This window comes from Streptomyces sp. NPDC051214, from assembly GCF_040682375.1.
In the GTDB taxonomy this organism is placed as follows: domain Bacteria; phylum Actinomycetota; class Actinomycetes; order Streptomycetales; family Streptomycetaceae; genus Streptomyces.
Window position 1 is genome coordinate 448,147 of record NZ_JBFBAT010000003.1, and the last position, 12,169, is coordinate 460,315.

Annotated in this window: 11 protein-coding genes; 8 read left to right on the forward strand and 3 right to left on the reverse strand. The window is 70.8% G+C overall.

Features of this window, described 5'->3' with window-relative positions:
* The first annotated feature begins 71 nt into the window (after window positions 1–71).
* From AB0M70_RS09955 to AB0M70_RS09970, 4 genes are all read left to right on the forward strand, one after another.
* The gene (locus tag AB0M70_RS09955; protein ID WP_365818294.1) at window positions 72–953 is read left to right on the forward strand and encodes a LysR family transcriptional regulator; all 882 of its coding nucleotides are present in this window, start codon (window positions 72–74) and stop codon (window positions 951–953) included.
* A 104-nt stretch (window positions 954–1,057) separates the two neighbouring features.
* The gene (locus AB0M70_RS09960) at window positions 1,058–1,615 is read left to right on the forward strand and encodes a PadR family transcriptional regulator (RefSeq protein ID WP_365818296.1); all 558 of its coding nucleotides are present in this window, start codon (window positions 1,058–1,060) and stop codon (window positions 1,613–1,615) included.
* Between the two features lie 74 nt (window positions 1,616–1,689).
* Entirely contained in the window at window positions 1,690–3,411 is a 1,722-nt protein-coding gene (locus tag AB0M70_RS09965; RefSeq protein WP_365818298.1) for an acyl-CoA dehydrogenase family protein, read from the forward strand.
* A gap of 58 nt (window positions 3,412–3,469) precedes the next feature.
* Window positions 3,470–4,306 carry a DUF3592 domain-containing protein gene (locus AB0M70_RS09970; RefSeq protein ID WP_365818300.1) on the forward strand — a complete coding sequence of 279 codons (837 nt, stop codon included), beginning with the start codon at window positions 3,470–3,472 and terminating at the stop codon, window positions 4,304–4,306.
* 4 nt (window positions 4,307–4,310) lie between these two features.
* On the opposite strand, the gene AB0M70_RS09975 is transcribed toward AB0M70_RS09970, so the two are convergent.
* Together AB0M70_RS09975 and AB0M70_RS09980 are read right to left on the reverse strand one after the other, a co-directional pair.
* A complete protein-coding gene (locus AB0M70_RS09975; protein ID WP_365818302.1) occupies window positions 4,311–4,742 on the reverse strand; it encodes a VOC family protein in 432 nt (143 codons plus the stop codon).
* 52 nt (window positions 4,743–4,794) lie between these two features.
* Window positions 4,795–5,208, reverse strand: a complete 414-nt coding sequence (locus AB0M70_RS09980) for a Fur family transcriptional regulator (RefSeq protein ID WP_363308688.1) — start codon at window positions 5,206–5,208, stop codon at window positions 4,795–4,797.
* A 308-nt stretch (window positions 5,209–5,516) separates the two neighbouring features.
* Between AB0M70_RS09980 and katG the strand changes: the two genes are divergently transcribed.
* Complete coding sequence (katG, locus tag AB0M70_RS09985) at window positions 5,517–7,730, forward strand: catalase/peroxidase HPI (RefSeq protein ID WP_365818304.1); 2,214 nt, start codon at window positions 5,517–5,519, stop codon at window positions 7,728–7,730.
* A gap of 54 nt (window positions 7,731–7,784) precedes the next feature.
* Here katG and AB0M70_RS09990 read toward each other — a convergent pair whose 3' ends face one another.
* On the reverse strand, window positions 7,785–9,131 hold the full coding sequence (locus tag AB0M70_RS09990; protein ID WP_365818306.1) for a Gfo/Idh/MocA family oxidoreductase: 1,347 nt from the start codon (window positions 9,129–9,131) through the stop codon (window positions 7,785–7,787).
* 219 nt (window positions 9,132–9,350) lie between these two features.
* On the opposite strand from AB0M70_RS09990, the gene AB0M70_RS09995 reads away from it, so the two are divergent.
* From AB0M70_RS09995 to AB0M70_RS10005, 3 genes are read left to right on the forward strand one after another with little or no spacing between them, the layout of a single operon-like run.
* The gene (locus tag AB0M70_RS09995) at window positions 9,351–10,469 is read left to right on the forward strand and encodes a Gfo/Idh/MocA family oxidoreductase (RefSeq protein ID WP_365818308.1); all 1,119 of its coding nucleotides are present in this window, start codon (window positions 9,351–9,353) and stop codon (window positions 10,467–10,469) included.
* Entirely contained in the window at window positions 10,466–11,386 is a 921-nt protein-coding gene (locus AB0M70_RS10000; protein WP_365818310.1) for a PmoA family protein, read from the forward strand. The genes AB0M70_RS09995 and AB0M70_RS10000 overlap by 4 nt, the downstream gene beginning before the upstream one ends.
* A complete protein-coding gene (locus tag AB0M70_RS10005; protein WP_365818312.1) occupies window positions 11,380–12,126 on the forward strand; it encodes a cupin in 747 nt (248 codons plus the stop codon). Before AB0M70_RS10000 ends, AB0M70_RS10005 begins: the two co-directional genes overlap by 7 nt.
* Window positions 12,127–12,169: the final 43 nt, after the last annotated feature.

Genomic DNA, 12,169 nt, shown 5'->3' on the forward strand with positions numbered 1-12,169 from the left:
CTGCGGCCGGTCCCATTGATGAGTCCAACACATCCTTGTCATCCGAACGATCGCGCAGCACGATGGATCGCATGGAGCTGCAGCAGTTGCGCTATGTCGTCGCGGTCGCCGAGACGGGTGGGTTCACGCGGGCCGCCGAGCGGTGTCTGGTGGTGCAGTCCGCGCTCAGCCACCAGATCGGGAAGCTGGAGAAGGAGCTCGGGGCGCGGCTGTTCGAGCGGACGAGCCGGCGAGTGGCGCTCACGCCGGCGGGCGAGGCGTTCCTGCCCGCCGCGCGCCAAGCGCTCGAGGCGTCGGAGCGGGCACGGGCCGAGGTGGCGGCGGCGACCGGTGAGATCCGCGGCCGCCTGGCCATCGGGGCGATCTCGACGGTGACGGCGGTCGACGTGCCGGGCCTGATGCGGGCCTATCACGCCACGTATCCGCAGGTCACGATGCGGCTGATCGACGGAATGAGCGAGGCTCTGGTGCGCGGGGTGCGGGAGGGCGCCCTGGATCTGGCGTTCCTGGGGGTGCCGCCGTCGTTCCGTACGGACGAGCCCGGTCTGAGCAGCCGGACGCTCGTGGTCGACCGCCATGTGGCGGTGGTCGCCCCCGGTCACCCGCTGGCCGCCGCGGCTTCCGGGGAACCGCTGCCGCTCGAACGGCTGGCGGACGAGGTGTTCGTGGACTTCCCCGCGGGCATCGCGGCGCGGGCGCAGACCGACGAGGCGTTCCAGGCCGCGGGGCTGCGGCGCGAGGTGGCGTTCGAGGCCAAGGGGCTCGAGTTCTTCGCCGACCTGGTGCGTGGCGGGCTCGGCATCGCGCTGCTGCCCTCCCGCCTGGTGCCGAGGCTTCCCCGCCTTGCGGTGGTGCCGGTCGCGGACGGGCCCGTCCGCGAGGAGCGGCTGGTGTGGAGCCGGACGCGGAACTCACCGGCGGCGGCCGCGTTCGTGGAGTCGATGCCGGACTGACCCGCCGGCCGCCGCCGGGCGAATGGAGTGGCACCCGGGTGAGCCGTGTCTCACCAGGGCGGCGCCACTTGTTTATGCAACGAGTTGCATAGCAGGATCGGGGCATGGCGCTAGAGCACGCGATCCTCGTCTCGCTCCTTGAGAAACCGGGCTCCGGCTATGAGCTGGCCCGGCGGTTCGAGCGGTCCATCGGCTACTTCTGGACCGCCACCCACCAGCAGATCTACCGCGTGCTCAAGCGGATGGAGAGCGACGGCCTCATCGACGTCCGGGAAGTCGCGCAGCAAGCGCGCCCGGACAAGAAGGAGTACTCCGTCGCCGCCCTCGGGCGGTCCGCGCTCTCCCGGTGGCTGCACGAGCCGATCGAGCCCGAGAGCGTGCGACACGAGCTCGCCGTGAAGATCCGCGGCGCGGCCTTCGACGACCCGGCCGCGCTGATCCACGAGGTCGAGCGGCACCGCCAGGCGCACACCGACCGGCTCGCGCGCTACCTCGCGGGGGAGCTGCGTGACTTCACCGGACCCGACGCGCCCGCCACGCCCGACGCCGGGCAGGAGCTCCAGCACGTCGTGCTGCGCGGAGGCATCGCCTACGAACGCATGACGCTGGACTGGCTCGACGACGTGCTCGCCACCCTCCACCGGCTCGGCCCCCAGGGCTGACCGGCCTGCTCCACGAACCACCCCTCGTTTCTTTGAATCCGCCGAAACCTCCCGAGCCGGAAAGGCGAACACCCATGGCCGACCCGCTGCTGTTCAACCCGCGTACCTACGACCCGAAGCACTTCGACCCCGAGACCCGCAGGCTGCTGCGCGCCACCGTCGACTGGTTCGAGGCCCGCGGCAAGCGCCGGCTGATCCAGGACTACCGCGACCGCGCCTGGCTGGCGGACTTCCTGGAGTTCTCCGCCAAGGAGGGCCTCTTCGCGGCCTTCCTCACCCCGGCGTCCGCCGCCGGTGACAAGCCGGACGCGCGGTGGGACACCGCCCGGATCGCCGCCCTGAACGAGATCTTCGGCTTCTACGGGCTCGACTACTGGTACGCGTGGCAGGTCACGATCCTGGGCCTCGGCCCGGTCTGGCAGAGCGAGAACGAGACCGCCCGTGCCCGCGCGGCCGAACTCCTCGACCAGGGCGAGGTGTTCGCCTTCGGCCTGTCCGAGAAGACCCACGGCGCCGACATCTACTCCACCGACATGCTCCTGACGCCCGACGGCGACGGCGGCTTCAGGGCCAGCGGCTCCAAGTACTACATCGGCAACGGCAACGCGGCCGGACTCGTCTCCGTCTTCGGCCGCCGCACCGACATCGAGGGCCCCGAAGGCTACGTCTTCTTCGCCGCCGACAGCCGACACGAGGCCTACCACCTGGTCAAGAACGTCGTCGACTCGTCGAAGTACGTGAGTGAATTCCGCCTGGAGAACTACCCGGTGGCGCCCGCAGACATCCTGCACACCGGCCGCGCCGCCTTCGACGCCGCCCTCAACACCGTCAACGTCGGCAAGTTCAACCTCTGCACCGCCTCCATCGGCATCTGCGAGCACGCGATGTACGAGGCCGTCACCCACGCCACCGGCCGCATCCTCTACGGCCGCCCCGTCACCGCCTTCCCGCACGTGCGCCGCGAGCTGACCGACGCCTACGTCCGCCTCGTCGGGATGAAGCTGTTCAGCGACCGCGCCGTCGACTACTTCCGCTCCGCGGGCCCCGACGACCGCCGCTACCTCCTCTTCAACCCCATGACGAAGATGAAGGTGACCACCGAGGGCGAGAAGGTCATCGACCTGATGTGGGACGTCATCGCGGCCAAGGGCTTCGAGAAGGACAACTACTTCGCGCAGGCGGCCGTCGAGATCCGCGGCCTGCCCAAGCTGGAGGGCACGGTCCACGTCAACCTGGCCCTGATCCTCAAGTTCATGGGCAACCACCTGCTCAACCCCGCCGATTACGAGCCCGTGCCCACCCGCCTGGACGCGGCGGACGACGCCTTCCTCTTCCGGCAGGGCCCGGCCCGCGGCCTGGGCGCCATCCGCTTCCACGACTGGCGCACCGCCTACGACTCCTACGCCGAGGTGCCCAACGTCGCCCGCTTCCGCGAACAGGCCGACGCGCTCTGCGAGTTCGTCACCACCGCGGCTCCCGATGAGGAGCAGAGCCGCGACCTCGACCTCCTGCTCGCCGTCGGCCAGCTGTTCGCGCTGGTCGTGCACGGCCAGCTGATCCTGGAGCAGGCGCGCCTGACCGGCCTCGACCAGGACGTGCTCGACGAGCTGTTCGCCGTCCTCGTACGCGACTTCTCCGCGCACGCCGTCGAGCTGCACGGCAAGGACTCCGCCACCGAGGCGCAGCAGAACTGGGCCCTCGGCGCGGTACGGCGCCCGGTCGTCGACGACGCGCGCTCGGCACGGGTGTGGGAGCGGGTCGAAGCGCTGGCCGGAGAGTACGAAATGGCACCCTGACCCCTCCGGACAGGCGTCCGGGCGGATGGCAGAGGCGATCAGGCCTTACCATCCGCCCATGGGGCGGGACATGAGAGTGGTGCTGAAGGGGCGCGGGGGCGCCATGCGACTGGAGAGCGGAGAGGTGCGTGTGGTGCGGGGGCGCGCGACGTGGCGGATACCGCTGCGGGCCCTCGGCGCCGTGGAGAGCGACGGCATGACCTCGGTGCGGCTGCGGATCAGCGGCGACGCCTCGGGGGACGGCTTCCAGGTCAGCAGCGGCAACAGCAACGCGGTGGGCGCGTTCGCCGAGGGGCTGCGGCAGGCCATGGAGGGCGTCACGCCGGTGGCGGACGGCACGGCGCTGGTGACGACCGGGCCGACGCCCCGGACACCGCTCTCGCTGACCACGCGCGCGGCCCGGGTGAGCATGGGCGTGTGCGCTTATCTGCTGCTGCTCGTCCTGCTGTTCACGGTGGTGCAGGCACCGGACCAGGTGAAGTGGCTGGCTCCCACCGCGTTCCTGCTGCCCGGCGGCGCCGGACTGCTGGCGCTGGCCTGGAAGGTCTTCCTCCGCGACCCGTGGATCCTGCGGCGCCGTGGGGTGACGGTGCCCGGCGAGATCATCGACTACCGGACGTCGAACAAGCAGCAGGCCATGAACCCCGTCCTGCGGTTCACCACGACCGGGGGCGTGACGCTGACGCACGACTCGTCGGTCACCGTGCTGATGCGGCGCCGGAACCCGGCGGTGGACGTCACCTACGATCCGGACGATCCCAGCAGGGTCCGCGGAGGCCGGGCGCTGGCCCACCTGGGCGCGGGCCTCGCCCTCGGCGCACTCGGCGCGGCCGTGGCCCTGGTGCCCCTGACCGGATTCCTGATGACCGTGCTGGGCGATCTGCTGCAGGGCTGACGGATCAGACGGCGAACACCTGGGAGTCGTCGGCGAACGCCTTGAACTCCAGGGCGTTGCCGGACGGGTCGAGCAGGAACATCGTCCGCTGCTCGCCCTTCTCGCCCTCGAAACGTACGTACGGTTCGATGACGAACTCGACGCCCGCCGTGCGCAGGCGCTCGGCCAGCTTCTGGAACTCGGGGACCGGCAGGATCAGTCCGAAGTGCGGCACCGGGACGTCGTGGCCGTCGACCGCGTTGTGCACGCGCTGGGCGGCCTTCGGCGCGAGATGCGTGACGAACTGGTGGCCGTGCAGATTCCAGTCCACCCAGGTGTCCGCGCTGCGGCCCTCCTCCAGGCCGAGCACCTCACCGTAGAAGAGGCGCGCCGCGGCGAGGTCGTCGACCGGCATGGCCAGGTGGAACCGGGGGATGGGGGAGTCGGGATCGGTCATGGCGCTGCCTCCTGTGACGGGAGTCTTGGCGGACCTCGGGACGAGCCCCCGGTCACCCGCGGGCGCAGTCCGGGCACATTCCGCGGTACGTCACCTCGGCCGCGGACACGGTGAAGCCGTACCGCTCGGAGGCCGGCAGGGCGGCCAGGGGGTCGCCGCCGGGATGGACGTCGCGTATGGCGCCGCAGCCCGAGCACACCAAGTGCTGGTGGGGCTGGTGGGCGTTGGGGTCGTAGCGCTTCGCGCGGCCGGTGGACACCTCGATGACCTCGCCGAGGGTGACCAGTTCGCCGAGGGTGTTGTAGACCGTGGCACGGGAGATCTCCGGCAGCCGGTCGGTGGCGCGCGCGAGGACCTCGTCCGCGGTCAGGTGGACATGTTCACCGTCGAGTACCTCGGCGACCACCCGGCGCTGCGCGGTCATCCGCCAGCCACGTCCCCGAAGCCGTCCCAGAAGATCGCTCATGCTTACCAGCCTATCTGTGCTTTGTCTGACGACTGAATTCGTACGGACCCGTCTGTCGTATTGACTTGGACTTGGTCCATCGTAGGATCAGTTCCGGCCGACGGCCAAGGGACAGGGCAACAGCAGGGAACAGCACGTGACTTCAGGAGACGGGTCCGCTCGGCCCGGCATCCGGTACCCCGCTCGCGGAATCTCAATCCGGCGGGCCCTTCAGGCCGCCGAGGCCCGTGTCACCTCTGGGCGCCCCCAACTGTTCCGCCGTTCGCAGTTCCAGAGCACCGTGATCCGCCCCGTCCGGAAGGATTCCCATGACTGAGAACCATGACGCGCTCGTCACCGACCCGAAGCCGGAAGAGACCGGCGGCTGCCCGGTCGCGCACGGACGCGCGCCGCACCCGACCCAGGGCGGTGGAAACCGTCAGTGGTGGCCGGAGCGGCTCAACCTGAAGATCCTCGCCAAGAACCCCGCGGTGGCCAACCCGTTGGGCGAGGAGTTCGACTACGCCGAGGCGTTCAAGAGCCTCGACCTGCCGGCCGTGAAACGCGACATCGCCGAGGTCCTCACCACCTCGCAGGACTGGTGGCCGGCCGACTTCGGCAACTACGGCCCGCTGATGATCCGCATGGCCTGGCACAGCGCCGGCACCTACCGGATCAGCGACGGCCGCGGCGGCGCGGGCGCCGGACAGCAGCGCTTCGCCCCGCTCAACAGCTGGCCGGACAACGTCAGCCTCGACAAGGCCCGCCGGCTCCTGTGGCCGGTGAAGAAGAAGTACGGCCAGAACCTCTCCTGGGCCGACCTCATGGTCCTCACCGGCAACGTGGCCCTGGAGACGATGGGCCTGAAGACCTTCGGCTTCGCCGGTGGCCGCGCCGACGTCTGGGAGCCCGACGAGGACGTCTACTGGGGCCCCGAGACCACCTGGCTCGACGACGAGCGCTACACCGGGGACCGCGAGCTGGAGAACCCGCTCGGCGCGGTCCAGATGGGTCTCATCTACGTCAACCCCGAGGGCCCCAACGGCAACCCGGACCCGGTCGCCGCGGCCCGCGACATCCGCGAGACGTTCCGCCGCATGGCGATGAACGACGAGGAGACCGTCGCCCTCATCGCGGGCGGCCACACCTTCGGCAAGACCCACGGCGCGGGACCGAGCGAGAGCGTCGGCGACGACCCCGAGGCCGCGTCCATGGAGCAGCAGGGCTTCGGCTGGAAGAACACCCACGGCACCGGCGTGGGCAAGGACGCGATCACCAGCGGCCTCGAGGTCATCTGGACCACCACGCCCACGAAGTGGGGCCACGACTTCTTCAAGCACCTCTTCGAGTACGACTACGAGCTCACCCAGAGCCCGGCGGGTGCGAACCAGTGGGTGGCGACGAATGCCGAGGCGATCATCCCCGACGCCTTCGACGCGTCGAAGAAGCACCGCCCGCAGATGCTCACCACCGACCTGTCGCTGCGCTTCGACCCGGTCTACGAGCAGATCTCGCGGCGTTTCTACGAGAACCCGGACCAGTTCGCGGACGCGTTCGCCCGCGCCTGGTACAAGCTGACGCACCGTGACATGGGCCCGGTCGTGCGCTACCTCGGCCCGGAGGTGCCCGACGAGGTACTGCTGTGGCAGGACCCGCTGCCGACGGCCGAGGGCGAGCCGGTCGACGCCTCGGACATCGCGTCGCTCAAGGAGCAGATCCTCGCCTCGGACCTCACCACCGCGCAGTTTGTCTCCGCGGCCTGGGCCGCGGCGTCCTCCTTCCGCGGCAGCGACAAGCGCGGTGGCGCCAACGGCGGTCGCATCCGTCTGGAGCCGCAGCGCAGCTGGGAGGTGAACAACCCGGACAGCCTCGCGCAGGTGCTGCGTACGCTTGAGGGCATCCAGTCGTCCTTCAACTCCGGTGCCAAGAAGGTCTCGCTGGCCGACCTGGTCGTTCTCGGCGGCTCCGCGGCGGTCGAGAAGGCGGCCAAGGACGCGGGTGTCCAGGTCGAGGTGCCGTTCACGCCGGGCCGTGTCGACGCCACGCAGGAGCAGACGGACGTCGAGTCGTTCGCCGCGCTGGAGCCGACCCACGACGGCTTCCGCAACTACGTCGGCAAGGGCAACCGCCTGCCGGCCGAGTTCCTGCTGATCGACAAGGCCAACCTGCTGACGCTGAGCGCGCCCGAGCTGACGGTCCTCGTCGGCGGTCTGCGCGTCCTCGGCGCCAACCACGCCGGTTCGAAGCACGGCGTGTTCACGGACAAGCCGGGCACTCTGTCGAACGACTTCTTCGTCAACCTGCTCGACATGGGCACGACCTGGAAGTCGACGTCCGAGGCGCAGGACGCGTTCGAGGGCCGCGACGCGAGCGGCGCGGTCAAGTGGACCGGCACCCGCGCCGACCTCGTCTTCGGCTCGAACTCCGAGCTGCGTGCGCTGGCCGAGGTCTACGCGAGCGATGACGCCAAGGCGAAGTTCGTGAAGGACTTCGTCGCGGCGTGGAGCAAGGTCATGGACCTCGACCGGTTCGACCTGGTCTGAGTTCTCTGACGCACCCGTACGGGCCGGTCCTCGCGGACCGGCCCGTACGTCGTCTCACCCCTCCATGAGGCTTCGGACGTCGACCGGAAGCCCCGTGACGAAGGACTGGTTCGCCGCCAAGCCCGTGGCCAGCGAGCGGGCCCCGTCGCCGGCGTCCGCCGCGCGGCCCAGCGGGTCCGCGCCACCGGGAAGCCGTTCGCCGAAGAGATCGGCCAGCATGCGCACGTCCCCGCCGCCGTGCCCACCCTCACCCGCGGGCACCTTCACCTCCCGGGGCTCCTCCCAGAAGCGGCGCAGCTGGAGGTGCGTACGCCCTGCCTCGTCGCCGACCGCCGCTCCGTGCAGCACGGGGCTCGTGCCCTCCGTCCGTACGTCGGGGCGTGTCCAGGTGGACTCCTCCACGAGGAGTTCGAGGCGTCCCTCGCTGCCGTTGAGCGCGATCCGGTAGCCCTCCCAGGGCGCGTACGCGGTCAGGTGGTACGTGAGGGTCGCGCCGGAGGAGTAGCGCACCAGGACCGCCATGTCGTCCTCGATGCTCACCCCGGGGCCGAACACGTTCTGGTCGCGGTGATAGCCGTCCTCACCCTCCGCGTCGAGGTACAGGGCGCTGAGCACGGACGAGTCGGCCAGGCGGACGGCGAACGGATCGTTTTCGGCGGCGGGGGAGCCGTGGGCGCGGGTGTAGTCGCGGGCCAGGCCGCGCCGCTTGCCCGCCTCGTCGCCGTAGAAGAAGAGCCCGCCCTGTGCGTAGACGGTCTCGGGCCGCGCGCCCAGCCACCAGTTGACCAGGTCGAAGTGGTGGGTGGCCTTGTGCACCATCAGGCCGCCCGAGTTCGCCTTGTCGCGGTGCCAGCGGCGGAAGTAGTCCGCGCCGTGCCGCAGGTCGAGCAGCCACTCGAAGTGCACGGAGCCGATCTCGCCGATCGCGCCGTCCGCCAGGAGCTCACGCAGGGCCGAATGCGCCGGGTTGTAGCGGTAGTTGAAGGCGACCCGGACCTGGCGGCCAGTTCGGCGCTGGGCTTCGAGGATGCGTCGGGCGCTCTCGGCGGTCGTGGTCATCGGCTTCTCGGTGACCACGTCGCAGCCCGCTTCGAGGGCCCGCACGATGTAGGAGGCGTGGAGGCGGTCGACGGTGCAGACCACGACCAGGTCGACGCGCTCACGCCGCAGCATCTCCTCGAAGTCGTCCGCCAAGTACGCCGGTACGGGCGGGCGGCCGGGGTGAGCGGTCGCGAGCCAGGCGTTGTGGACGGCCATGCGGTGCGTGTTGACATCGCAGAATCCGGCCAGCTCGATCCGGTCCGCGTAGGGACCGGCGAGCGCCTCGGTGAAGAGCTGGGCGCGGGCGCCGAGTCCCACCACGGCACAGCGGCGGCGACGGCGCGCGGCGTCGATGGACATGCGTGACTCCTTCGAGGGGCTGAGGTGTGGGGGGGCCGGTGGGGGCGTCGTGAGGAGGCGGTGAACGCACGGCGACGGCCGCGAGCTGGCGCGCCGGACTGGCGCGTCCACATATTGAGTCGTTTCAGTTTTCGGCTCCGAGGTCTTGTCCTGACATTCACGCGGTGCCTAGGGTCAATCCCGGTGCAAGCGCTTTCTAAGCTCGTTCGAGGAGACCGTATGTCCTCCACCCCCACTCGTCCACGGGCCGCCGTCGTCGGCACCGGCGGCATCGTCACCGGAAGTCATCTGCCGGCCCTGCGCGCCCACTCCGACCGGATCGACCTCAGAGCCGCCGTGGACGTCGACCCGTCGAGGCTCGCCGCGTTCCGCGCGGAGGCCGCGGCGCTGGACATGGACGTCGCGGGCTACACGGACGTCGACGCGATGCTCGACGCGGTCCGCCCCGACCTGGTCCTGATCGGCACACCACCGTCGCTGCACCGTGCCCAGACCGTGGCCGCGCTGAAGGCCGGCGCGTGGGTGCTGTGCGAGAAGCCGCTGTGTCTCTCCCTCGCCGAGTACGACGAGATCGCCGCCGCCGAGGAGGCTTCGGGGGCGTACGCCTCGGTGGTCTTCCAGCACCGCTACGGCTCGGGCGCCGTCCACGCCCGCGAACTGATCGCCGGCGGCGAGCTCGGTGCGCCCCGGGTCGCGCACTGCCAGACCACCTGGCACCGCGACAGCGCCTACTACGCGGTGCCCTGGCGCGGCCGTTGGCAGAGCGAGGGCGGCGGCCCCACCATGGGCCACGGCATCCACCAGTTCGACCTGCTGCTTCACCTGCTCGGCGACTGGACCGAGGTGCGTGCGATGGCGGCCCGCCTCGTGCACGACACCGAGAGCGAGGACGTGTCGACCGCCCTGGTGCGGTTCGAGAACGGCGCGCTCGCCACCGTCGTCAACAGCGTCCTGTCCCCGGACGAGGTCAGCCGCATCCGCGTCGACTGCGCCGACGCGACGCTCGAACTCACCCACCTCTACGGCCACTCCAACGGCGACTGGGTCTACACCCCGGCCCCGCACGTGGACGCCGGACGCGCCGACGCCTGGCGCACCCCCGCCGCCGACGTGCCCAGCTCGCACGCCGCCCAGCTCGGCGCGCTCCTCGACGCGTACGAACAGGGCGTACGGCCGCCGGGCAGCGGCGCCGACGCCCGGCGCACCCTCGAATTCGCCGCCGCGCTCTACAAGTCGGCGTTCACCGGACGGCCGGTGCTCGCGGGCGAGATCACCTCCGGTGACCCCTACTACCCGGCCATGCACGGCAACCACCCCGACTGGAGCCCCACGCGATGACGATCCAGGTCACCCACACCCACGGCGAGCGCATCACGGTCACCTCCGGCGGCGTCGAGCTGCTCAGCTACGTCTACGCACCGGACCCGGACGCCTTCGAGGCCCGCAAGCCCTACATCCACCCCCTGCGGACCCTGGCCGGACACCAGGTCTCCGGGTACCGCCCGAACGACCACCGCTGGCACAAGGGCCTCCAGATGACCGCGAGCCATCTGTCCGGGCAGAACTTCTGGGGCGGCAACAGCTATGTGCACGGCGAGGGTTATCTGCGCCTGCCGGAACGCGTCGGGTCCATGCGCCACGACGGTTTCTCCGCCCTCGACGTCGAGGAGGACCGCCTCCACCTCACCGAGGAGCTCACCTGGGTCGAGAACGGCGGCCAGGAATGGGCCAGGGAGGAGCGCGACATCACGGTCCACTCCGTCGACCAGGACGCGGGGTCCTGGGCCGTCGACTGGTCGATCCGCCTGACCAACATCCGTGACGAACCCCTGCGCTTCGGCTCGCCGACCACCGCGGGCCGCGACATGGCCGGATACACGGGCCTGCAGTGGCGCGGTCCGCGCGACTTCACCGGCGGCACCGCCTTCGGCCCCGACGACGAGAAGGACGCGGCCGGCCTCATGGGCACCCAGGGCCCCTGGCTCGCCTTCACCGCCGAGCACGACGACGTCGACGCGCACTCCACGCTCGTCTTCGCCCACGCTCCCGAGAACCTCGACGGCAGCGCGATCAACGCATCGCACTGGTTCGTACGCTCCGAACCCATCCCCACCGTCGCCTTCTCCTGGGCGTTCTTCGACGAGTTCGCGCTGGCACCCGGCGCGTCCTTCACCTACCGCTACCGCGTCGTGGTCGCCGACGGAGCCTGGGACCGCGACCGCGTCGCCACGCACCTGAAGGGACTGACATGGTGAGCCTGCCGCACCCCCTGCCCGGAGCCGTCGGCCTCTCCCACCTGAGAGCCTACGACTGGGAGGCCGCCGACGGAGTGTGCGGCGGCAGCCCGCATCTGCACCTGGTCTGCACGGAGGCGTACGTCGTCACCGGCGGCCGCGGCGCCGTCCAGACCCTCAGCCCCGACGGCTACCGGGAGATCCCCCTGGAGGCGGGCTCCGTCGCGTGGTTCACGCCCGGAACGGTGCACCGCATGGTGCAGGGCGGCGATCTGCGGATCACGGTCCTGATGCAGAACAGCGGCCTGCCGGAGGCCGGGGACGCCGTCTTCACCTTCCCGCCCGACGTGCTCGCCGACCCGGAGCGGTACGCCGCCGCGGCACGCCTCCCCGCGAAGAGCGGACCGGAGGCGGAAGCCGCCGCCCGCAAACGCCGTGACCTGGCCGTCGAGGGATACCTGCCGCTGCGCGACGCGCTCGAAGCCGGGGACAACGGCCCCTACCTGGAGTTCCAGCAGACCGCGGCCCGGCTCGTGCGGGACAAGATCCCCACCTGGCGCGAGCTGTGGCGGGCCGGAGCGCTGGCCACCGCCGAACGCACGGGCGCCCAGCTCGACGCGCTCGAGTCCGGCCGCCCCGACCACCTCGCCGGTGCGCGCTCGTACGACAGCCGTCCATCGCGCCTGGGCGGCTACGGCATGTGCGGACGCCGCGACGAGTACGAACTGCCGGGGACCACGCTGCCGTACCACGGCGAGTAACTCCTCGTCCGTAGAAGCAGGCGTCAAGAACCAGAGGGGAGAG